A 22,674-nucleotide genomic window follows, 5' to 3' on the forward strand; every position below is an offset into this window, starting at 1 on the left:
TGAGAGGTGAGGTAGCAAGATGAAAGTGGGCGTTGTATTGAATGGAGGTAAGTCTACTCGGATGGGGCGTGACAAGGCGCAATTGATAAAAGATGGACGAAGCTTACTTGCGCATGCCACCTCTATTTTACAATCATGTGATTTGGATAAGATAGTCGAGAGTGGTTCAGTTGCTGGCATACAAGATACCTTTCAACATAAAGGTCCAGTGGGCGGTATTTACTCCGTTATTCATGCATTAAATATGCAGCCAAAGGATATTTTACTGGTCGTGCCAAACGATATGCCTGCCTTAAAAGAGCATACCTTAAACCTACTATTACAACGCTGCATTGAGAGTAAACAATCGACTATTTTTTCTCAATTTTACTTGCCGGCGGCAATTTATTTGGATGAGCAACATTTGGCGTTCGCTGCCACCATCAAGCAACATCGAGGTTTGCCATTAAAGCAGCTACTTAATGTTGCACCTTTACATCAAATTGATGAGTCCAGCGTCAATATTCATCCGAACGAGTTTCTTAATATCAATACGCCGCAAGACTGGAAAAGCTTCTCTTAGCTTTTTGAGTCGAGAACTTGCTAAGGTTAAGATTTCTGCGTAATCTTTAAACAGTGTGTATGTGTCAATGACAAATAATAAAGGGAACTGATTATGAAACTCTATTCGATACTCTTACTAATTGCATTTTCTCTATTTTTTTCTGCGCCATCGGCGGCAGCAAAACTAGAGCCTTGCATGACAGAAGAGTGTAAAGCTTATTTTAAGGGCTTTAAAAAAGCAGCAAAAAACGGCCATCAGAAAGCAAATGTTGTGCTGGGTAATTTTTATTACTATGGCTATGGTGTTGAATCTAATCCAAGAACCGCCCTAACGTATTTTAAGAAAGCTGCTCGAGGGAAAATCACCTCAGCTCAGTATATGGCTGGCTTGCTGTATGTGAGTGAATCTGATTTTCAGGACGTCGAAGAAGGTATTGAATACTTAGAAAAAGCGGCAGAGAACAATCACAAAACAGCAAAATTTATGTTGGGTGTTGTTTACCTGACCGATGAATATGGTGTCAAAAATGTGAAGAAAGCTGACGAATATTTAGCGTCAGCTTACGAGTCTCGCCAGATAAACGTGCCAGAAATTATTGACCACATTAGGAAAAGTACTGAGATAACGAGTGATACTTTTCCAATGTTAGCTGCGCAAATAAATATGGCTCCTATGTTAAAGAGCGAGGAAGGTGAAAGTAAGTGGCCAGATGATGATATTGAGCGAATTACTATATCAGGGCCGTCGTTAACGAATATGCTGAACAGTCAGTTATTAAGTATGCGGAAGCCTATTAAATCGTTAGGAACACGCTTTAAAGGGAAAAGCTGCGCTGAGCGAATTGAATGCAAATCGACAACAGCAGATAAGCTCGATGATTTCTCAAGTGTTGTTATATTGCCAGGGAGCTTTGGTATTGTCTCACGCTAAGTAAGTCGATATGGGTGAGTAAAGGTCGAGTATTTAGAAGTAACTAAATTAGCGCTCTTTCACTAGGTGAATGGGCGCTAGTTGTTTTCGTACCTTTTGACGAACTTGTTTACCAAGCCCTCATTGATTAGCTTCGTGAGTTCTGTTTCAAAGTCGGCCCATAATTTAGGTTTTATTGAGCATTTTGATATGCCGAAATAACCGAGTTCTTCCGTGTACACTGAAAAGCGTTGTTTTGTAATACTCGTTCTGAATGCTTCATTACTACTAATAATAAAGTCGAAGACATTGTCCTGTCCCACAGCCACTTTAATATCTTTTTCTAATAAAGCTTGCAGGACTTTATAAGCACTTTCGAAATAGCGTTTATCAAGCGAATTGTCTTTATCGAGCTTGTCAAAAGAAGGAACACCATTTTCGAAACCTACCACCTTATCACTTAAGTCAGCGTAGTTTTCTAGTAGGTATTTCTGATCGCCTAACATATAAAAGCCACGATGAGTCCCAAGTAAATATGCAGGTTCAACAAAAGTTAGAAAGCGCTCACGTTCAGGTGTTCTAAACATGTTGGTCAGCAGGTCAACATGTCCTACGCGACCCTTCTCCAAACAGTCAGCCCAATTGCATTCGACGGTTTTTACTTCAACACCTAGCCGCGCAGCTATTTCATTCACGATATCTAAGTCGATACCACTCACTTTGCCACTTTTAATGATCATCCAAGGTTCGTAATTAGCTACCGCAAGTTTAATTTCTTTGGGTGCGCTATTGACTACTTCACATGCATCTGGCGCTCCTTGGGCTGAAGCGAGGCCTGAATATACCGAGCCTAACAGAAGCATAGCTGTGCACAGATGATCTTTGATATCCATGAGAAAACCTTAGTATTTGGGCTGTTAACTTAATGCATGCTTTCCAAGAGGAAAGCATTTTCGCCGACTAGAGTACTTGTTTTTTAATCACTATGTAAAGCATCTATTGGGTTCAATTTTGATGCTTTAATTGCAGGGAAAACACCAAAGCCAACGCCGACAATCATACAGATACTCAAAGATAAAAATATCGCTGGGATAGACCAACTAACAGCCCAACCAGAGTAGGTCCCAATTATTTCTGAAAGCACGAGCCCAAATACAATACCCAAAATCCCACCTAATACTGATATTGCGAAGCTTTCAGCCAAAAATTGTTCTTTGATATCTTTTTGAGTTGCACCAACAGCACGTAGTAGACCAATTTCTTTGGTTCTTTCCATTACATTCGCCAACATAATATTCATGATACCGATGCCGCCAACTAGCAAGGAAATACCAGCCACGCAAGCCATCACAATATTGAATATTTGCTGTGTTTGCTTTTGTTGCTCAAGCAAGGCTGCGGGGATGACAAGTGTATAGTCATCCACGCCACCATGGCGCAACTGCATCAGCTGTTCAACTGCTTTAGCGGCGATTACAGGGTCGCTTTGCTTCGAAATGTTTAGCTTGATTGTGTCGAGTTCGCTGGCGAGTACGTCACTGGAAAACTTCTGAGTGCTGGTTGAGACAGGAATAAAAATACGATACCGATCGCCGCCAATCTTTACCCCCTGAAACTCATTTTTGTCGCCAGGTGGAGGGTTCAGTACACCAACTACAGACAACCACACGTGATTCACTTTCACGTATTTATCAATGATACGGCTAGGGTCACTTATTAGGTCGGGAAACAATTCCGCAGCGGCATCAAATCCGAGTACCGCTGATTGGCTGATCGTTGTGTTATCTGTTTCATTTAATAACCTGCCTGATGCCAACTTGAGGTTTGCGTGCTCAAAGTAGCTTAGCGTTACGCCAAGGACTTCGGCTTGTGACTTGCTTTCATCACTGTATATATCGTGCACGCGTATCTTTTTACTTGCGCTAAAACCCTCAACGAAAGGTAAGGTCGACAAGGCTGCATTTACATCACCCATAGATAAACCCAAACTTTCTTCGCGTATTTCAACGAGTTCTTCGCTGGGATACTCTTTGCTTTCTACAATGATATTGTTGACGCCCATTGAGTCAATGAGCTTCAATGCTTGGCGTTCAGCACCTTCACCAATATTCAGCATAGCGATAACAGCGCCAACGCCAAATATCATGCCTAACAAGGTCAGGAATGTACGAAGTTTTTGCGCGGACAGTTCGGCAATAGCGTCTTTCAGTAAAACAATATATTTGTTCATTATGATTGAACACCTTCTGCGATATTTTCTGGTACGCTCAAAGCAATAATATCGCCTTTTTCAACGCCCTCTGTTATTTCTACTAAATACTGATTCTTGCGACCACTGCTGACTTCACTGCGCACGAATGTGCCGCTCTTTTTTAAGTAAACGTAAGACTTACCTTGGTCATGATGAATTGCTTGCAGAGGAATAACCACAGCACTGCTGGCAGTTTTAACTTGGATATTAGCGGTTAGTTTACGGCCAGGCTGCATAAGCTGCTTGTCTTGTTTATCTAAAGTCACGGTAACTTCATAATAAGTAACCGGATTACCGCGTTCTATAGAGCGTGGAAAGCCCGCAACATTGCTTATCTTGCCAGTGAATTCTTGATCAGGAAAGGCGTCAAGACGAATGCTCACTGTTTGTTCCAAAGCCAAGTCAATGGCGTCGTTAGCCAAGGCAAATATGCGTGCTTGCATGTTATCTAAGTTTGGGATTTGCGCGATTGGCCTGCCCGGGAATATTGTCTGTCCTACCGAGGGTTTTTCACCACGGCGGTCTTTTTCATATATTAATAAGCCAGAGTAGGGAGCAACGACTTCTAATTTCGATAGCGCTTGTTGATAGCGTTGAAATTTGGCAGCGTGCCCCTGCTTGCGGATATTAAGCACTGCTGATTCACTTTCATGCTGCTTATCGATGCTGGTTTCTTTCCACTCTAAAAACTCATCCTTGGCTTCCAAGAAATCACGGTTTTGCAGTGTGTCGATGATCTCCAATTGCGAATATATACGCAAATCATCAATCGCAAAGCGGTCAACAAAATCGAACTCTTGCTTTACAAACGTCTGATCAGATTCGATATCTTTGGACTGCTGGTTTTGAATCGCATTATTCTTGGTCATGTCTTCTTGCAGTTTGAGCATTTCAAACTCTTCTGCTCGACTGTCTTTTATGATTTGTTGAGCATCAAAGCGAGCTATTACATCGCCTTTTTGAACAATCGTGTTCTCGGGCGCCAACCACTCCAAGGTCATTGGTTGATTGCCAGGGGAGGGGATGCGCTGAGCCTCTGCCGCCTCAATTTCACCAAATGCAAATACCTTTATTTCAAAACTCCGGTCAGTAATTTCATAGGTTGGTACGGTAGCCTCTTCCTCGGAACAAGCGCTAATTAGCAAAGCAGACAATAAGAGTGCAAGGCTTGCTGACGGGACCTTGTATTTATTCATCATTTTCATGCTTCTTCCTCGGGAAGTTCAACGGTTGCTTTCATACCCGGTCTCATTACGTCGTTGTCTAGGGTATCTAATGTTACCCATGCGTCGAAGACGACTTTTAAGTTGCGTTGAGATTTGTTTCTGTATGCTTTGCCTATTTCACTGATTTTGCCTTTGAATGGCCTTTCGGGAAATGCGTCTAATGTCACTTTGACTTCCTGCCCTAGGTTTACTTTAGCTGTATGGGACTCATCAAATTCGACTTTCACCGAGATGTTGTCTAGGGAAGGCAAGGTCATTAGCGTCGCTCCCATATAGACCGTATCGCCAACGGCTGGCTTTGCGTCGTTCCAATCGTAGTAAATCACCATCCCGTCTTTAGGTGACTTTATGGTGAGTTTGGCAATGCTGTCTCGCAGGTCTTTCACACGAACACGGCGGTTTTCGATTCTGGCATTTTGCACTTTCTGGTTAATTGCCATTTCATTTTTATGTTGTTCGACTCGCTTCTGTGCTTGTAAATGAGATTCTTTTGCAATGATGAATTCTGCTTGCTGTTTTTTGCGCTCGATTTCAGAGCGAGAAGCATCAGTAATTTCAACTTTTCTGCGCGCTTTATCTTCATTCATTTTGGCTTCGGCTAAATCCAACAACAGGTCTTTAAGCGTCGCTTCATTATTGAGTTTTCGTTGCTCGGCCTCTTTAATGGCTGCCTCTAGCTCGCTTTGTCGGCCGACAAGGTCATTGCGCAAACGTTGACCATCGAACTTCACCAGCACATCACCGGGTTTGACAATGGCATTTTCTCTTGCCAGATATTCAATTTTAAAGTTCCACATTCTTCTAACGTTAGGCGGACCAATAGTGACTTCTTGCATTGATACAAGCTCTGCGGGTGCTTTGATGTTTTTGTCACCGCTGTCTTGCGCCGTTTCGATGATTTCTTCTCCACAGCCAAACAAGGCTAGAGAGAAAACCAATGCAATAGGTAAAATAGCACGTTGCTTAAGCATCATCTGAGGCCCCTTTGTTTACATGAATTCTAACGCTCATACCGGGTAAAAGTTTTAAGTCAGGTTCCTCTACAAACCGGATAATAGCAGGAAAGTAAGCGCTTTTACTCCATTGTGATTTTTTCTCGGACTGACTGGAGATGCTTTCTATTTCGCCTTTAAAACGTTGCTCAGGGTAGGCGTCGATCACTAAGTCAACTTGTGTGTTTTCTTGTAAACCAACAGCATCAATTTCATGTACCCAGGTTTCAATTTGAAAATCTGAACTTGCTTGCACATCCATTACCTTCCAACTCGGTTGAAGATTATTTCCGGCTGCAATTTTTTGCTGCGTCCAAGGATGCATGGCATAACTCACTGGGCCTGAAAGGGTCGCTTTGACATTCATTTTATTCAGCAAGCCCTCGAGGTAAGCAATTTCCTCTTCTACCTTTTGGTTATCAATGTTTTTCTTTTGTAGCTCAGTTGAACGTTCTTTCAACGCTCGCTGTAATGCTTCTTCGGCTTTTACTTGTTCTAACAGTGCTCGCTGTAAGGCCAAATCATACTGACCTTTGTCGTAACGACTAACATCCGACGCCGGTACTGAGGCTTCTATCCTTGCTCTGTCGACTCGCATGATGGCTAACTTTAGACTGCCCTCGGCTTCGCTGACCTTTCGTTCTTGCTCCATTTTGAGTTGTTCTAGTTCAAGCACTTGTCGCTCTAATGATTCAATGTTTTGATCTAAGCGACTTTGTTCATTCGAGCCATCAAATACAGCAATGACATCACCTTCATTGACGATTTCACCTTCTTCCTCCATCCATTGGATTTGTATTTGCCATCGACTAGACTGGGGCGCATTAACCACCTGCTTAGCTGAGGAGCTAACCTTACCAGTAAGGAGCAATTCGCTGGAGAAAGACATGTTAGCGCTACCCAGAAAAACAATGAGTGATGTAGAGATCACGCTGCACGTTTTATAAAAACGACGTCGTTTGGTATTGATATGAATATTTAGCATCTTACTTTCGGCCATGTTAATTTCCTGTTTGCACATTGGGTGCAGATAAATCTTGGCTTAATTGAGAACCTTTCCGTCTTTCATTCTTATGGTTCTTTGAGCATATTGTGCAATATCATCTTCATGAGTAACCATGACAATGGTTTGTCCGGCTTGATGAAGTTCTGTAAGTAAATCCATAATTTCGCTTGACGTTTTACTATCGAGATTTCCGGTAGGTTCATCAGCTAATATAACACTGGGTTTATTAATGAGTGCCCTAGCTATTGCAACTCTTTGCCTTTGTCCACCTGACATTTCGAAAGGTTTATGGTACTTCCTATGACTTAAACCCACTCGTTCAATCAGCTCAAAAGCGCGCTCGTTAGCTTCTTCTGCGCTGATATTGGAGTAACGAAGTGGGAGCTTTACATTTTCGATGACATCTAATTTGGGTAGTAGATGAAAGGTTTGAAAGATAAAGCCAATATGTTCATTACGAATGCGCGACAATTCGTCATCGCTTAAACTTGCAACATCTTTGTTGTCGAGTAGGTATTTACCGTCACTTGGTGTATCGAGACACCCAAGTACATTCATTAGTGTGGACTTTCCGCTGCCTGAACTGCCCATAATCGCGACAAATTCGTTTTGCTTGATAGTTAATGATACATCATCAATGGCAGTGACAATTTCTTCGCCATTTTGGAATCGCTTTTTAAGGGACTGAATTTCAATCATAGTGTAGTGTTCACATCCTTGTCTTTCATTCACAACGTTGCACTAACATACGTAGACAATGAAAGAACCGATTAGTTTGAGTCTATTTATTCTGTGTATTGGATCAGTGACTTTCTTTTCACTAGTTCTGGTTCAAAATATCGTTGAATCGCGTGCTTATGGCCATAAACATCGTTTAGCACCATACACGCTGCCATTTGCCCCATTTGACCAATTGGATTGTCAATGGTGGTCAGTTGAGGGTAAAGATACTGTGCAAATGAGGTATTATCAAAACCAATAATGGATAGGTCATTAGGAATATCTACACCCTCATCACGCGCTTGTTTCATTGCACCTGAAGCCATTTCGTCGTTTCCACAAATTAATGCGCTAAACTTTTTGGGTTTGTCGACTAATTGTTTGTAACAATCAGAGCCACTTTGTTCTGAATAGTCACCGTATACAATCAAGCTGTCATCAAAGTCGATACCTGATTCAGTCAATGCTTGTTGGTAGCCCCGGAGGCGCTCCATGGCATCTTCTTTTTGTTGAGGGCCGGCGATATACGCGATTTGAGTATGCCCATTATCGAGCGCAAATTTCGTTGCACGATAGCCCCCCAGTTCATTGTTCATATGAACGCAGCGATTCTTCATTGAATCTAAAACGCGGTTGATTAAATAAATAGGGACTTTACCTTCAGAAAGTTGCTGCAAATATTCTTCTGGCGTTTCTTCCACGTGAATAATTAGTGCGTCACAAAAGCGACTAAGTAAAAATTCAATACTTTCTTTTTCAATCTTTTCGGTATTATGGCCGGCTGCGAAAATCACTTGCTTACCGGCTCGTCTTAATTCGGTTTCGATACCGGACATCATTTCGCCAAAGAAAGGACTGTCCAATTCAGATACAAGTACACCGACACTATTACTTTTACTTGACGCTAAAGACTGCGCAATTGTGTTAGGACGGTAACCTAAGTCAAGCATCGCTTGTTCAACTTTTTCGCGAGTTTTAGCGCTAACTACAGCGTTCTTATTAATCACGCGAGAGACGGTTGCGAGCGATACGCCAGCAGCTTTAGATACTTCGTAAATTGTTGCCATAATTATATTTTTCTTATTTTAATACAACACTCTAGTGTCATTTTAGCCAATGCTTTGGTCTTTGTCTCGCAGCGAATGTGAATAAACTATAAATTAAATTGAAAGCGCTTACATTTTTATGTATAACTATATCATAATAAAAAATTTTACGCCGCGTTTACATTGGCGTTACATAAGAATACACGCAGTGTTGTAAGGACTTCCGCCATGAATCAAACCGAATTACCCTTAAAAGAAAAGGTAGGTTATGCCTGTGGTGATGTCGCTTCCAATTTTTATTGGCGTGTGTTTGACGTTTTCTTATTTATTTTTTATACCGACGTTTTTGGCCTGAATCCAGCCATTGTCGGGACGATGATGTTAGTTACTCGCCTTATCGATGCCGTGTCCGATCCAGTGATGGGGATTTTGGCTGATCGCACCCAGACCAGAATGGGAAAGTTTCGGCCCTATTTGTTATGGGGAATTATCCCGATAGTCGCGGCTGGGATATTAACTTTCACTGTGCCGGATCTTGATGATACTGGGAAGATCGTTTGGGCGTTTGCGACTTATATATTCATGATGCTAGCCTACACCTTCATCAATGTGCCATATGGCGCACTAATGGGGGTAATGACGGCAGACTCAAAGCAGCGGACAACACTGGTAAGTATTCGGTTTATTGGTGCATTTAGCGGTGGCACTTTAGTTGCGTACATTACTCATGACATGGTCAATTACCTAGGTAATGGCAACGAACAACTTGGCTGGCAACTCACTATGGCTGTTTATGGTGCAATAGCTGCAGTCTTATTTGCCATTACATTTGCGGCGTCAAAAGAGCGAATACATCCCCCACAGCGCACACCGACACCAGTGAAGACAGACATCAAAGATTTACTCAATAATCGACCATGGCAGATACTATTTATCCTAGCCATGCTGATCATGGTCACTATTTCACTGCGAGCCAGCAGCGGTACTTTTTATTTTAAATACTATGTTGAGCGTGAGGATTTAATAGGTGATTTTACGGCTCTTTATATGGTCGCCTTACTTATTGGAACTGCCTTCACTCCGTTTCTTTTAAATTGGTTTGATAAAAAGAAGCTACTGATTATTCTTATGGTACTGGTTGCCATTTTGTCGAGTTTATTCTTTTTTATTCCCAAAGATCAGATTGCTTTAATGTTTGTTTTACAAGCAGCTATTGGCTTGTGTTTGGGGCCGAAATCCCCCTTAGTATTTTCGATGTATGCTGATACAGCCGATTATTCTCAATGGCGAACGGGTAGGCGGGCAACGGCCATGATTTTCAGTGCTGCTTCGTTTGCGCAAAAGCTAGGAGGAGCGCTAGCGGGGGCGACTATCGGCTGGGTGTTAACGTATATGGGTTATGCAGCGAATGTACAACAGACTAGCAATTCCCAGTTAGGCATACTGTTGTTAATGACACTCATTCCTGGCGTCTTTGCCGTGCTTTCGGTCATATGTATCCGGTTTTACGCTTTATCAAAAGAACAATTGGTCGTTATTCATAGCGAACTAGGGTTGCTAAATAACGACGAAGATGAAACGAGAAGTAATGTGGGTAAAGGCCATGTCTAACGCGCAGCAAAGTATAAACTCACCTAGCAGTAAACCAAACGCTAGTGCGTTCTTGTGGAACCAGCACATGATGTTGAATGTGAACTGTCGTGGCTATCTTATTGCTCAGTTTATGCAACCTGAGCCAAGCAAGTATGCATTCGCTCCCAATATTGAAGCAAAGACGTTCATGCAACCGGAGCATCCCTATTTCGCTCATCATCCCGGTCGCTTTTTTTATATTAAAGACGAAGCAAGCAAGACTGTTTTTTCGGTCCCTTTTGCGCCATGCAATGAGGCACTCGATAAATTCAAATTCACAGCAACGCCAAAGCAGGTAATATGGCAGATTGAACATCTCGGCTTTGCTATTGATTTGTGTTTGCAGCTTGCCAACGATGCCCCATTTGAGTATTGGCAGATTTCGCTTGCCGATTTAACTGGACAAAATCGACGTGTTTCTGTGTATAGCTATTTTACATTGGGGTACATGTCTTGGATGAATCAAACTGCTAACTACTATCCCGATGAAGATTCAATTGTCGCCCAATATGTCACGCCTTATCAGAAATTAAGCGATTATCCTAAACTGAAAGACACGGCTCAATGCACTTTCCTGACGAGTAGTCACAAACCAGACAGTTGGTGTGCAAATCAGCTCAGCTTTGAGGGAGTGAAAGGTTTGCATTCGCCTGCAGGTATTCAGACAGTTTCGCTAAATAATAAGCCCGCTTTTTATGAGACACCAGTAGCAATAATGCAGCATCGCATGAAGCTTAGCCCTAAACACCAAAGGCGGCAGTTTGTATTTGGCCCATGTCATCGCTCTGCTGAAATGGCGAGCATTCGTAAAAAACATGTCAGCCTCTGCGAAAAAGCGTTTAGTTCAACATTAGCAGAACATGCGCCTCTAACTTACGAAAACTTTCAACTACAGAGCCGAGATGCAAAGTTCGATGATTTCATCAACCATTGGTTACCGAGGCAAGTTTACTATCACGGTGACGTCAATCGTTTAACCACAGATCCGCAAACCCGCAATTATTTGCAGGATAATATTGGCATGTGCTTTTTGCGACCAAGCTCAGCCCGCGAATGCCTATTAAGGTCTTTAGAGCAACAGTTTGCCAGTGGTGAAATGCCCGATGGTATCCTGATCCATCCTGAAGCTGAGCTGAAATATATCAATCAAATACCTCATTCAGATCATTGTATTTGGTTACCCTTGCTCCTGGAAGTGTATTTGGATCAGACCAATGACACTTCGGTTCTCCATCAAATGCTTGCTTTTCAAGATAGCAGTGAGGAAAAGTCGCTTATTGAGCATATTGAACTCGCTTTACATTGGGTACTCTCTAAACGAGATCATCGAGGTTTATGCTTTATCGAGCAAGGTGATTGGTGTGACCCTATGAATATGGTCGGCCCAAAGGGAAAGGGAGTGTCATCTTGGCTAACACTAGCCACAGCAACAGCAATCAAGGTCTGGATACGTTTAGTAAACGACTATAAGGTCGATGTACCTACGTCAGATTTCGCGCATTCTCTTCGTGAGTTGCAACAAGCGGTTATTCAACATTGCTGGGATGGTAATTGGTTTGCACGAGGCATTACCGATGATAATGAGTTATTTGGTATCAGTAGTGATAAAGAAGGCCGGATTTACCTGAATCCACAAAGCTGGGCTTTGCTGGCAGGTATCGATTCCGACGAGTACAAAAGCAAAATGTTAATGTCCGTTGATCAGCATTTACAAACGCCTTTTGGCAATCAAATGCTTGCGCCTTGCTATACTCAGATGGATGAACGAATAGGTCGAGTCACGCAGAAGTTTCCTGGGTCTGCTGAAAATGGCTCAGTGTATAATCATGCTTTCGCCTTCTGGATTTATGCCATGTTTACCTCAGGTGAAGCAGATAAAGGCTTACTCAATCTAAAAGAAATGCTATCAGCTATGCATTCAGAGCAAGCTGGCCAATTACCTATTTATTTACCCAACTATTTTCGCGGTGCATATACTCAATTTCCAGAGACCGCGGGGCGATCTAGCCATCTTTTCAATACAGGCACGGCTGCATGGATCTACCGCATAGTTATTGAGCAACTCTTTGGTTTACGAGGCTGTGGCAAAGATTTGTGGCTTCAGCCTCAGATACCTTCGAGTATGGGTAATTGCGATGTACGCTATCGTTTTCGAAACGCTGACATTCATCTGAAAATTGAGTTTGGAAATACCCTAACACCAAAATTGGAAATAAACGGGCGCATGGCTAAAGACCTTCGCATTGAAAATGTAAAAGAAGGAGAGCAATATGCACTTAAATTCCAGCTGCCTTATGATAAACAACAGCGTCAAGCTAAATTGATATTGGTATGTGGTGTATCTGGCGCGGGCAAATCAACTCTTGGGCAAGCATTGGCTGAAAAGCTAGGTGCAGTATTTATTGAAGGGGATGCTTTACATGCCAAAGAGGCTATAGCAAAAATGGCCGAAGGAGTCGCTTTGAGCGAAGACGAACGAGCACCATGGTTGGCTCGTTTACAATTGACTGCAGCACAAAAACTGGCGCATGGATATGATACTGTCGTCAGCTTCTCCGGTTTAAAAGCAGAGCACCGTGCGCTTCTTATGTCTATCAATGTGAATACGAAGTTAGTTATGTTGGCGCCAAGCGAGAGTATCCTACAGGAACGACTATTGAGCCGGAAAGGTCACTTTTTTTCACCCCATTTATTGGCATCGCAATTGGCAAGTTTAGAGATGCCAAGTCCCAGTGAAAATACACTGGTGATTGATGGAGGTCAGCAAGATAACGTTCAACAACTTCTGCATCAAATGCATGATTTTATTGCGAAACAAACCCCAAATGATGAATAGAACAACCAGATAGGATATCAATGATGAGGAAGTACTTTAATGAAAAAAAATGACTCAATGTTAATTTGCATAACTACTTTACTATTAGTTACGGCTTCAGTTAGTGCGACGGAGGCGCCTCCAACACCGTTACCAAAGGCGACTGGCGCTATCACGATCGATGCGCTAGCAACTGAGCAAGCATGGCAAAATGCAAAATGGCGCTCAGTGGACCAGCTCCTGATTGGTGAAAACCTCAGTGAACAAGATTTTACGGGGCGTTATAAGCTACTGTGGGATAAGAGTGCCTTGTATATGTTGTTCGAAGTACAAGATGATGTGCTTGCAGATACTCACCCAGATCCATTAGTTAATTATTGGGATGATGATTGCGTCGAAGTATTTATTGATGAAGATGCATCAGGTGGAGATCATCAATTTAATTACAACGCGTTTGCATATCACGTGGGGCTTGATCGTAATGTCAGTGATATGGGACCAAGTGCTAGCTCATCTGAGTCAAGTATCCAAACTTACAACGATCATATACAAAGTCAGTGGCTGCGGTCTCCAGAAACACACATAATTACTTGGGAACTGAAAATTTCAGTTTATGACGATTCTTTCTTACCAGGTAAAAAACAAAAGCCGGTTGCCTTGAAAAAAGATAAAAAAATCGGATTTATGCTTGCTTATTGTGATGCTGATGGACAGGGAACGCGTGAGCATTTTATTGGCTCTTACCCCATTCAAGCCGTCAATGGTGACAAAAACCTAGGCTATAAAACCGCTGATGTTTTTGAAAAAATGGTCTTACAATAGCGTGAGTAAACCAAACAAGGCAAAGAACAAGGGCTGGTGAACTAAATATATCACTAGACTATGCTGGCCTGGCAAAGCTAAGTATGGGTGTTTCCGAAAGTGACGTAAAGGGTCGTTCTTAAACCAATTTGTTGCACCAAGCCCGATACCAAGAAATACAACACCTAACCAAGGGAAAACACCGACATAGTCATTGGAGTATGACGGTAAATAAGGTCTGATGGTAGTAAATGGCCATAGGCCAGACACAATATTCAGTTGATATAAAGTGATGATGATAATACCCAGTCCAATGCTAAGCTTGGGTTGTGATGCAAAGCCAATACAAATAATACTGGCGACAGCAATGAAGTGTAATACGCCAAAATAGATATAGTTCTTGGGAAACATAATCAGCGACATGATAGTAATTGCCAAGGCACTGAGCGCAATTTGCAACAAACGAATAGAGAACTTTCTCCAACAGATCCTAGTACCATGAGACAAACGCAATGACGCTCCTAGGCACAAAAAAAATGAGATCAGGATCACGTGTCTAAAACTTCTCCATCCTTCACCGTCGGGTGTATTCCAATCGACATAGCCAAAAAATTTCAAATCATATATAAAATGAAAAACAACCATCAATACGATGGCAAAAGTGCGCAGTAAGTCGAGGGTGAAGATCCGTTGTGAAAACAAAAAGTAACTCCAAATGAATAGAAAAGCAAAGACCAACACGGAGTAGGGTAAGCCCTTTTGTTTGGCAATTCAAATGGCATAAAAAAGCCGAGCATATCGCTCGGCTGAAGGCCCTCTAGTATCCAATCACTCAGAGGCGGGAATACATGTTTCTATTTACTGTTAAAAAAAATGATCGGTTTGCTTACTTTGGCTGTTTTTACATTAAACTTTTGTAATAACATCAATTTGCAATGAAAGAATTAGCATGGGAGTAAGGTGTATTCGTAACTATCAAACAGTAAGGCCCAGCCATAAGGATTTTTTGTTTGTACCTCTGGGTGGAGCGGGGGAGATAGGCATGAATATGAATCTTTATGGACACAGCGATAGTTGGCTAATGGTAGATTGTGGCGCAACATTTAAAGCCCCTTTAAACCCAAATGACGACAAGGACGAAAGTGCCAAAACATATGATGTCGTTGCCGCTGATCCTACCTTTATAGAAAATCGGCAAGAAAGTTTAAGCGGTATTATTATAACGCACGCACATGAGGACCACGTTGGTGCCTTACCCGCGCTTTGGGAACGCTTTAAGTGTCCAATTTATACCACTGCATTCACGGCGGAAGTGCTCAGAAGAAAGCTTTATTACACCGCAATAGCAGGCCTAGTCACCATTGTTGTTGTAGAACCGGGACAGGTTCTGGATATTGGTCCATTCTCGGTCACTTGGTTACCCATTACGCACTCACTTCCTGATGCACAGGCCTTATTTATTCAAACACCTGTTGCTTCTGTTTTCCATACAGCAGACTGGAAAATTGACTTCAATCCAATTACTGATGAGCCCTTCCAACCGGCTTTGTACAAAGCACTCAAAAGCATCAAGCCAAGTGCGATGGTGTGTGATTCAACAAATGCACTCAGAGAAGGATATTCGGTTTCCGAAGGAGATTGTGAACTTGGTTTATTGAGGACATTTCAGAAGCAATCGAATCGAATTGTGGTGACTTGCTTTGGCAGCAATGTGGCGAGATTAATTAGCCTCGCTAGAGTTGCAGCGAAAACAGGACGCTATATGACCCTACTTGGTCGGTCATTAGAGAACATGTATAGCATTGCGAGAGCAACCGGATATTGGCCAGATGAGCTGAAAATTGCCCATCGTAGACACATTGGCTTTTTACCTAAACATGAAGTACTGATTGTCGCGACGGGTAGCCAAGGCGAACCCCGTGCGGCTTTAGGAAAACTGGCTGCAGGAACGCATAGAGATTGTGAGCTTGAAAGTGGTGACACCGTCATTTTTAGTGCCATCACTATCCCTGGTAACGAGAAGCCCATTGAAAAGATGGTTTCAGGACTGCGTGAAAAAGGCGTAAAGGTGATTAACTCTGAAAACAGTGAGCAGGTGATCCACGCTTCAGGGCATCCCTGTCAATCAGACCTAAGTGATATGTATCAGTGGGTATCGCCCAAAATCGCGATTCCGGTACATGGTGAAGCGGAGCACATGCAAGCCAATGCAAAGGTTGCGGCCGAGGCGGGCATTAAACAGCAGTTAGTAGGGCAAAATGGCGATGTCTTTCAGCTAGCCCCAAGCGTAGCTTTAATTCGAAAGGCAGTTAACACAGGACGAATTGACATAACGGGCCTTCCAAAAGCGGAACAGTAATCTAAACCAACAAGGTTATTTATTTTGACGAAATAAGGGAGGGATTATGTCGTTTATGGAAAAACACATTCCCTTTAACTTGGTTTTTCTTGCATGAATAAGCTCCTAGATTGGGATCACGCACACGTGATAACAACCCAAGGACTGATTCATGAAATCAATAGTTAAGCAACCCGCCGCGTTAGCAGTCATTGCCGGCATTTCGTCTCTCACTTTCGCACCATCAAGCATGGCCGGAATTGAACTGTTAAATGTGGAAACAGACAAGGGTAATACCAAAGTCGTACTGGGAGGTTATGCCAAAGCAGACATTCGTCACGTCAATGGCGATATCGCTTATCAAGACTATTGGGTTGCCAATTTTCCTGGGGGAGAGCCGATTGAAACCTCTCACACAGGATTCAATGTTCGTGAATCTCGAGTTAACTTTAAAATAACTCACGGTGAAGTGAGTGGTTTTATTGAGTGGGATTTCTACGGTGGCGGCGGAAACGAGGTCGTCAGCAATAGTTCGAATGAACGATTACGTCATTTCTACATTACATACAAAAATTGGATGGTTGGTCAGAACTGGTCCACATTTATGCCCTTGGCCGCGTTGCCAGAAAGCCTAGATTTCGGAGGGCCGCACGTAGGTGAAGTATTTATCCGTCAAACTCAAGTACGTTATACCAGCGGTAATTGGCAGTTTGCGATTGAAAACCCAGAAACAAATGGTGATGGCGATAATGGCACTCCAGCTAGCGCTGTAGGTGGGACAGGCACTCAGATCGATAGAGATGAATCTATTCCAGATTTGGTTGTTCGCTACAATCACAAAGCAGATTGGGGACAATTGTCGTTTGGAACCTTACTTAGAAAAGTAGACCAAGGAGGCATCGACGAGACCGCATTAGCTGCAAACTTTTCTGGACGTATAAAAACAGGTGGCAAAGATGATTTTCGTTTCCAAGTGAGTGTTGGTGAGCCCGGTCGTTACGTTGCAGCAGCACTAACGCCCGATATTGTCACTACACCTGCCGATGAGATTGTAGTGGAAGAAACCACTGCATTTACTGTGGCATATCGACATTTTTGGAGTGACTCATGGCGATCTACTGTATTTTATGGTGCCGCTCAAACCGATGTATTAGAGCGAGAGAGGTCACACTGGGGCATCAATCTAATTACTGATGTGACCGAACAAATGAACGCAGGTGTAGAGTTTGGGGAGTATGCCATTGATGATAGTAATCTAGATGCGATTTCTTCAGTGTATGCGCAATTTTCTTTGAAGTTTAACTTCTAAAGTGCAATGAGTACTGCTGTTGGTTGACTGTTTTTCGCATCAACAGTCAACTAAATGATAATGTGTAAGGTTTAGCAGTAGTACTCTTCTTTATTGTGTAGCGCATCCCTGAGGTGCGCTACCAATAATTTTAGTTTCTGATCTGGCTGGCGAGACTTTGGATAAACAGCATACATTCCCATTCGCTTACCGGCATAACTTGATAATACCTCTACTAGATGTTTATCTTCTAACTCCTCGTGCACCAATGCTTTTGGCAAAAAGGCAATACCGAGATCACACAAAGCGGCATTTCGAATCGCATTTAAATTGTTAGTATGAAAGCGGCCTTTTACTTGAATCTGACGGTCTTCGCCTTCAATCTTTACTGGCCAAATATCAGTACCAGCGCTCTCAAATTTATAAATTAAACACTCGTGCTTATCTAAGTCGCTAGGCTCACTTGGGGTGCCGTTTGCCGTCAAGTATGCAGGAGATGCGCAAATAACCCATTGGCTATCTATTAAGCGTCGAGCTATCAGCGAACTGTCTTCAAGGTATGCAGTGCGAATGGCAAGATCATAGCCTTCACCAATAAGGTCAACAAAGCGATTATTGATTTGAAGCTCTACCGTAATTTTTGGGTACTGTTTACAAAAATCAGCGACCGCTGCACTAAGGATCAGATTTGCAGAAACAACAGGCATGGTAATTCGAATATTGCCTCGCATTTCATCCGCATAGCCCGTGACTGCGTTTTCAGCGTCTTGCATAGCTAGTTTCGCCAGTCGAGCCTTCCCATACAGCGTTCGACCAGCATCAGTGAGATTGAGTTTACGAGTAGTACGATATAGTAGTTGCACGTTGAGGCTGGCTTCTAAACGGCCAATACGCTTACTAACAACTGAGTTTGTTAAAGACAGTTTTTCAGCTACTTTTGAAAACGAGCCTTCGTCCACGACTTGGACGAAAAGAACTATATCATCGGCTTTTACCATTCGCGTGCTCCATTTATGCGACTAATGTCTGATTTCAGGTCGTCAAACTAGATAGGTTTGGACGTTAACGGCGAGAATCAGCACTCGCAGGGCCTTTATCGATATTAATCACTATTATTCAGTGATTATGTCAAAAAAGGAAAATAACATTGTCTTTATGCATAATATATCAATTGATTAACAAGGAGTAGAGTTCTTTCCATTCTGCATTCTCTTAACAATTTTTTAATAATTGCCCAATGCAAGACCAAAGAGCCGCAGACAATTTGATACATAAAAAGAGGACAAACACGTGAACGAAACTACTTATGGATTGCTGGCTCTCTTGCCAATCGTACTTGCAGGAATACTACTTATTGGTTTGCAATGGTCAGCAAAAAAAGCAATGCCAGTGGTACTTGCCGTAACCGCTGTTATTGCTATTTTTGTTTGGGACATGACCTTCAATAGAGTGTCATCTTCTGTTATCCAGGGTTTAATTATCACGATTTCTGTACTATGGATTGTATTTGGCGCAATATTTTTACTCAACACTTTGAAACACACTGGTGCGATTGCCGTTATCCGCGCTGGTTTCACCAATGTTTCTCCAGACCGTCGAGTACAAGCAATCATTATCGCATGGTGTTTTGGTACATTCATCGAGGGCGCATCTGGTTTTGGTACACCTGCTGCCATTGCCGCGCCTTTGTTGGTTGCAATTGGCTTTCCAGCTTTAGCAGCTGTATTAATGGGCATGATGATTCAAAGTACGCCAGTGTCATTTGGTGCCGTGGGCACCCCTGTTGTGATTGGTGTTAACAAAGGCCTCGATTCTACAACAATCACCGCACAGCTTTTGCAGGAAGGGATGCAGTGGGAAGCATTTATTCAACTGATCACAAGTCAGGTTGCTATTATTCACGCCATCGTGGGTACATTTATGCCTTTGTTTATGGTGATGATGTTGACTCGATTCTTTGGCAAAAATAAAAGTTGGACCGAAGGTTTGCGCGTTCTACCATTTGCTATTTTTGCAGGCTTAGCCTTTACAATCCCGTATGCGTTAACAGGGGTTTTTCTTGGTCCTGAGTTTCCCTCATTGATGGGGGGCTTAGTTAGCATGGCGGTTGTTGTTACGGCTGCCAAGCAAGGCTTTTTAATGCCTAAAACGCATTGGGATTTTGCGCCAAAAGCAGAGTGGCCGGCGGCATGGTTGGGCAAGCTAGTGATTGATGATGTGAAAAAAGAATTAGAAACCGTCGGCAAAAAGATCTCACCAGTGGTGGCATGGATGCCATATCTTCTCGTGGCATTACTGTTAGTGTGTTCACGCGTGTTTGTTGAGTTCAAAGCGGTATTGACAGATGTGACATTGAGCTTCTCTTCTATACTTGGTGAAACCGGTATAAATGCTGGCTTTAGCCCACTTTATTTGCCAGGTGGTTTGTTATTGATTAGTGCTATTTTTGCCGCGTTAATACAGTCCAATAAACCCGGAGGCGCACTTAGCGCAGCATTTAAAGATTCTAGCAAAACCATCCTTGGAGCCGGCTTTGTATTGATATTTACTATCCCAATGGTCAGAATATTTATTAACTCAGGTGTTAATCTTTCTGAACTCATGAGTATGCCAGTCGCCAGTGCTGAATTGTTCGCGAATGTTTTTGGTAGTGCTTTCCCAATGATAAGTGCGACAATAGGGGCCTTAGGTGCTTTTATCGCCGGTTCAAATACTGTGTCAAATATGATGTTTAGTCAATTTCAGTTTGAAGCGGCCATGAATTTGCAGATTTCACCAACGATTCTAATTGCAGCGCAAGCTGTGGGTGCAGCTGCAGGGAATATGATTGCGATTCACAATGTGGTTGCAGCTTCAGCGACAGTGGGACTGCTAGGGCAGGAAGGCGCGACTTTAAGAAAAACAATTTTACCGACACTGTATTATGTTGTCTTCACTGGCATCATTGCTATGTTAGCCATTTATGTCATTGGGTTTACAGGACCATTAGTATGAGCGGACGAGAACCAACAGATTCAGGGCACGACGATAGTATACTGAACAACAATGAACACGCACATCATCAAGCCGAAGCGCTTCAGGTCGATGCTGATGTTTATTACGCGGGTGTCAATAATCGAGAGGTTCTGGCGTGCAGTGATGATGATGTTTTAGCGCAATTGAACACCATTCTCGATCCACAGTTTATTCAGGCAGACCCAAAGAAGAATGAGCACTATCGCGTAGGATGGCGTTCAGGAGGAGGCAGTGCGACTGCGGTCGTATTTCCTCAGACCCTAGTTGCACTCTGGCAGGTCTTGAAAGTGTGTGTGTCAACCAATGCTATTATCGTCATGCAAGCCGCAAATACAGGTTTAACAGAAGGTTCCACGCCAAGCGGTAATCAGTATGATCGCCCCGTGATTGTGGTTAATACCTTGGCAATGGATAATTTATACTTGCTGAACCGTGGAGAGCAGGTTGTTAGTTTGCCAGGCGCGACTTTGCATCAACTGGAAAAGCAATTGGGCGAAGTAGGTCGGGCTCCTCATTCCGTTATCGGTTCGTCATGTTTAGGCGCATCAATTGTAGGAGGCGTGGCTAATAATTCAGGTGGTGCCCTAGTAAAAAGGGGTCCAGCGTACACTGAATTATCCATTTACGCACAAATAAACGAGCACGGCGAACTGTGTTTGGTTAATCATTTGGGTATCGACTTAGGTGATTCTCCAGAAAGTATTTTGAATAACCTACAAAATGGACAATTTAGTCAGGACGATATACCTAAAACAAGTAAGTTGGCGTCTGACCGTGAGTATGTTGAAAGAATTAGAGATGTTGAGGCTGACACGCCAAGCCGATTTAATGCTGATCATCGTCGCCTCTATGAAGCGAGTGGTTGTGCTGGCAAGCTTGCAGTATTTGCGGTAAGACTAGACACCTATCCAGTTGCAGAGCAAGAACAGACTTTCTACATAGGTACCAATAGCGAACGTGAACTTGCTGAACTGCGTCGTCAAATGCTGAGAACCATGGAAAATATTCCTGAAGTTGGCGAATATATGCATCGAGATATATTCGATGTTTCTAAGAAGTACGGCAAAGATACGTTTCTAAGTGTTTTGCATTTAGGTACAGACCAACTCCCCAAATTGTTTTCAATCAAAGGACGTATAGATGCTGTGCTGAATAAAATTTCATGGCTTCCTAATGCTATTACTGACAAGTGTCTACAGTTAATGAGTTATTTATTTCCATCTCATTTGCCAAAGCGCTTACTCGCTTATCGCGAAAAGTATGAACACCACTTGATATTGAAGATGAGCAATCAAGGGATACATGAAGCAGAAGTGTTCTTGAACACGTTTTTCAAAGAATCTCCTACTGGGGACTTCTTTATTTGCGACAAAGATGAAGCCCAACGCGCCTATTTGCATCGATTTGCTGCGGCAGGCGCCGCCATTCGTTATCAAACGATGCGAGAGAAAAGCGTTGGAGACATATTGGCGTTGGACATCGCGATACCAAGAAATCAATTAGATTGGCTTGAAAAACTGCCGCCTGACATAGAGCAGTATATTGATAAAAAACTGTACTACGGCCACTTCTTTTGCTACGTGTTTCATCAAGATTACATCTTGAAGAAAGGAAGCGACCCGAGCGCCGTGAAAAAGGCGATGCTTAATCTCTTGAACCAGCGCGGTGCGAAATATCCAGCAGAGCACAACGTGGGTCATTTGTATGAAGCGGAGCCAGATTTAAGGCAGTTTTATCAAGAACTGGATCCGACCAATACGTTCAATCCAGGAATTGGTAAAATGGAAAAAACAAAACGAAACTGTTCTTGTTGTCATTAAGTCATAAACTTAATAAATGATGGAATCGATAAAAGGTATCAAAACGTCGATGAAAGTATAACTTGAGTCGTGACAAATGAGTCTGTGTGAGGTAAATTTCGATTCTGGCTAAGTTATAAGCAATATAAGTCAGGACTCTAACTTCTATCATAAAGAAGCAGATGTATTTTTAGCCTTCGGACTTTTATGACGACACTGTTTGCTCGACACTACAATTTTAAGCCTCAAACGGTTTTGTTCGAATTCACACGATATGTGCTCTTTTCTTTTT

Annotated in this window: 18 protein-coding genes; 9 read left to right on the top strand and 9 right to left on the bottom strand. The window is 42.6% G+C overall.

Features of this window, described 5'->3' with window-relative positions; all coding sequences use genetic code 11:
• The first annotated feature begins 19 nt into the window (after positions 1-19).
• Positions 20-562 carry a molybdenum cofactor guanylyltransferase gene (gene mobA, locus RM544_RS01540; protein ID WP_311360021.1) on the top strand — a complete coding sequence of 181 codons (543 nt, stop codon included), beginning with the start codon at positions 20-22 and terminating at the stop codon, positions 560-562.
• Positions 563-655: 93 nt separating this feature from the next.
• Positions 656-1,474: a tetratricopeptide repeat protein gene (locus RM544_RS01545; protein WP_311360022.1), complete on the top strand. Its 819-nt coding sequence runs from the start codon at positions 656-658 to the stop codon at positions 1,472-1,474.
• Positions 1,475-1,551: 77 nt separating this feature from the next.
• Here the strand turns inward: RM544_RS01545 and RM544_RS01550 are convergent, their stop codons facing one another.
• From RM544_RS01550 to RM544_RS01580, 7 genes are all read right to left on the bottom strand, one after another.
• The gene (locus RM544_RS01550; protein WP_311360023.1) at positions 1,552-2,346 is read right to left on the bottom strand and encodes a substrate-binding periplasmic protein; all 795 of its coding nucleotides are present in this window, start codon (positions 2,344-2,346) and stop codon (positions 1,552-1,554) included.
• 83 nt (positions 2,347-2,429) lie between these two features.
• Entirely contained in the window at positions 2,430-3,683 is a 1,254-nt protein-coding gene (locus RM544_RS01555) for an ABC transporter permease (RefSeq protein WP_311360024.1), read from the bottom strand.
• Positions 3,683-4,909 (bottom strand): efflux RND transporter periplasmic adaptor subunit, encoded by a 1,227-nt coding sequence (locus RM544_RS01560; protein WP_311360025.1) that lies wholly within the window; start codon positions 4,907-4,909, stop codon positions 3,683-3,685. The genes RM544_RS01555 and RM544_RS01560 overlap by 1 nt, the downstream gene beginning before the upstream one ends.
• Complete coding sequence (locus RM544_RS01565; RefSeq protein ID WP_311360026.1) at positions 4,906-5,904, bottom strand: HlyD family secretion protein; 999 nt, start codon at positions 5,902-5,904, stop codon at positions 4,906-4,908. Before RM544_RS01565 ends, RM544_RS01560 begins: the two co-directional genes overlap by 4 nt.
• Positions 5,894-6,922: an HlyD family secretion protein gene (locus tag RM544_RS01570; protein ID WP_311360027.1), complete on the bottom strand. Its 1,029-nt coding sequence runs from the start codon at positions 6,920-6,922 to the stop codon at positions 5,894-5,896. The genes RM544_RS01565 and RM544_RS01570 overlap by 11 nt, the downstream gene beginning before the upstream one ends.
• Positions 6,923-6,964: 42 nt before the next feature.
• Complete coding sequence (locus RM544_RS01575; RefSeq protein ID WP_311360028.1) at positions 6,965-7,627, bottom strand: ABC transporter ATP-binding protein; 663 nt, start codon at positions 7,625-7,627, stop codon at positions 6,965-6,967.
• A gap of 86 nt (positions 7,628-7,713) precedes the next feature.
• Entirely contained in the window at positions 7,714-8,715 is a 1,002-nt protein-coding gene (locus tag RM544_RS01580) for a LacI family DNA-binding transcriptional regulator (protein WP_311360029.1), read from the bottom strand.
• 207 nt (positions 8,716-8,922) lie between these two features.
• Here RM544_RS01580 and RM544_RS01585 point away from each other — a divergent pair, with 207 nt between their 5' ends.
• The 3 genes from RM544_RS01585 to RM544_RS01595 are packed head-to-tail and all read left to right on the top strand — an operon-like array spanning position 8,923 to position 13,963.
• Positions 8,923-10,305 (top strand): MFS transporter, encoded by a 1,383-nt coding sequence (locus tag RM544_RS01585; protein WP_311360030.1) that lies wholly within the window; start codon positions 8,923-8,925, stop codon positions 10,303-10,305.
• On the top strand, positions 10,268-13,162 hold the full coding sequence (locus tag RM544_RS01590) for a gluconokinase, GntK/IdnK-type (protein ID WP_311360031.1): 2,895 nt from the start codon (positions 10,268-10,270) through the stop codon (positions 13,160-13,162). Before RM544_RS01585 ends, RM544_RS01590 begins: the two co-directional genes overlap by 38 nt.
• Positions 13,163-13,201: 39 nt before the next feature.
• The gene (locus RM544_RS01595) at positions 13,202-13,963 is read left to right on the top strand and encodes a sugar-binding protein (protein ID WP_311360032.1); all 762 of its coding nucleotides are present in this window, start codon (positions 13,202-13,204) and stop codon (positions 13,961-13,963) included.
• On the opposite strand, the gene RM544_RS01600 is transcribed toward RM544_RS01595, so the two are convergent.
• Complete coding sequence (locus RM544_RS01600) at positions 13,955-14,644, bottom strand: heparan-alpha-glucosaminide N-acetyltransferase (protein WP_311360033.1); 690 nt, start codon at positions 14,642-14,644, stop codon at positions 13,955-13,957. The two genes, RM544_RS01595 and RM544_RS01600, sit on opposite strands and share 9 nt — an antisense overlap.
• 340 nt (positions 14,645-14,984) lie before the next feature.
• Here RM544_RS01600 and RM544_RS01605 point away from each other — a divergent pair, with 340 nt between their 5' ends.
• On the top strand, positions 14,985-16,301 hold the full coding sequence (locus tag RM544_RS01605) for a ribonuclease J (RefSeq protein ID WP_311360034.1): 1,317 nt from the start codon (positions 14,985-14,987) through the stop codon (positions 16,299-16,301).
• A gap of 151 nt (positions 16,302-16,452) precedes the next feature.
• Complete coding sequence (locus RM544_RS01610) at positions 16,453-17,589, top strand: DcaP family trimeric outer membrane transporter (protein ID WP_311360035.1); 1,137 nt, start codon at positions 16,453-16,455, stop codon at positions 17,587-17,589.
• Positions 17,590-17,660: 71 nt separating this feature from the next.
• On the opposite strand, the gene RM544_RS01615 is transcribed toward RM544_RS01610, so the two are convergent.
• Positions 17,661-18,566, bottom strand: coding sequence for a LysR family transcriptional regulator (locus RM544_RS01615; RefSeq protein ID WP_311360036.1), 906 nt, complete (start codon positions 18,564-18,566; stop codon positions 17,661-17,663).
• 292 nt (positions 18,567-18,858) lie between these two features.
• Here RM544_RS01615 and RM544_RS01620 point away from each other — a divergent pair, with 292 nt between their 5' ends.
• Both RM544_RS01620 and dld read left to right on the top strand, forming a co-directional pair.
• Positions 18,859-20,562 (top strand): L-lactate permease, encoded by a 1,704-nt coding sequence (locus RM544_RS01620; protein WP_311360037.1) that lies wholly within the window; start codon positions 18,859-18,861, stop codon positions 20,560-20,562.
• Entirely contained in the window at positions 20,559-22,403 is a 1,845-nt protein-coding gene (dld, locus tag RM544_RS01625; protein WP_311360038.1) for a D-lactate dehydrogenase, read from the top strand. Before RM544_RS01620 ends, dld begins: the two co-directional genes overlap by 4 nt.
• The last annotated feature ends 271 nt before the right edge of the window (positions 22,404-22,674 follow it).

It is taken from the genome of Brumicola blandensis, assembly GCF_031846165.1.
In the GTDB taxonomy this organism is placed as follows: domain Bacteria; phylum Pseudomonadota; class Gammaproteobacteria; order Enterobacterales; family Alteromonadaceae; genus Glaciecola; species Glaciecola blandensis.

What these genes read in the sequence shown, in the direction of transcription:
- mobA (WP_311360021.1), top strand. Translation starts at nt 20, where the DNA reads ATGAAAGTGGGCGTTGTATTGAATGGAGGTAAGTCTACTCGGATGGGG.
- RM544_RS01595 (WP_311360032.1), top strand. Translation starts at nt 13,202, where the DNA reads ATGAAAAAAAATGACTCAATGTTAATTTGCATAACTACTTTACTATTA.
- RM544_RS01580 (WP_311360029.1), bottom strand. Translation starts at nt 8,715, where the DNA reads ATGGCAACAATTTACGAAGTATCTAAAGCTGCTGGCGTATCGCTCGCA.
- dld (WP_311360038.1), top strand. Translation starts at nt 20,559, where the DNA reads ATGAGCGGACGAGAACCAACAGATTCAGGGCACGACGATAGTATACTG.
- RM544_RS01565 (WP_311360026.1), bottom strand. Translation starts at nt 5,904, where the DNA reads ATGATGCTTAAGCAACGTGCTATTTTACCTATTGCATTGGTTTTCTCT.
- RM544_RS01605 (WP_311360034.1), top strand. Translation starts at nt 14,985, where the DNA reads ATGAATATGAATCTTTATGGACACAGCGATAGTTGGCTAATGGTAGAT.
- RM544_RS01570 (WP_311360027.1), bottom strand. Translation starts at nt 6,922, where the DNA reads ATGGCCGAAAGTAAGATGCTAAATATTCATATCAATACCAAACGACGT.
- RM544_RS01545 (WP_311360022.1), top strand. Translation starts at nt 656, where the DNA reads ATGAAACTCTATTCGATACTCTTACTAATTGCATTTTCTCTATTTTTT.
- RM544_RS01590 (WP_311360031.1), top strand. Translation starts at nt 10,268, where the DNA reads ATGAAACGAGAAGTAATGTGGGTAAAGGCCATGTCTAACGCGCAGCAA.
- RM544_RS01575 (WP_311360028.1), bottom strand. Translation starts at nt 7,627, where the DNA reads ATGATTGAAATTCAGTCCCTTAAAAAGCGATTCCAAAATGGCGAAGAA.
- RM544_RS01560 (WP_311360025.1), bottom strand. Translation starts at nt 4,909, where the DNA reads ATGAAAATGATGAATAAATACAAGGTCCCGTCAGCAAGCCTTGCACTC.
- RM544_RS01610 (WP_311360035.1), top strand. Translation starts at nt 16,453, where the DNA reads ATGAAATCAATAGTTAAGCAACCCGCCGCGTTAGCAGTCATTGCCGGC.
- RM544_RS01555 (WP_311360024.1), bottom strand. Translation starts at nt 3,683, where the DNA reads ATGAACAAATATATTGTTTTACTGAAAGACGCTATTGCCGAACTGTCC.
- RM544_RS01585 (WP_311360030.1), top strand. Translation starts at nt 8,923, where the DNA reads ATGAATCAAACCGAATTACCCTTAAAAGAAAAGGTAGGTTATGCCTGT.
- RM544_RS01550 (WP_311360023.1), bottom strand. Translation starts at nt 2,346, where the DNA reads ATGGATATCAAAGATCATCTGTGCACAGCTATGCTTCTGTTAGGCTCG.
- RM544_RS01615 (WP_311360036.1), bottom strand. Translation starts at nt 18,566, where the DNA reads ATGGTAAAAGCCGATGATATAGTTCTTTTCGTCCAAGTCGTGGACGAA.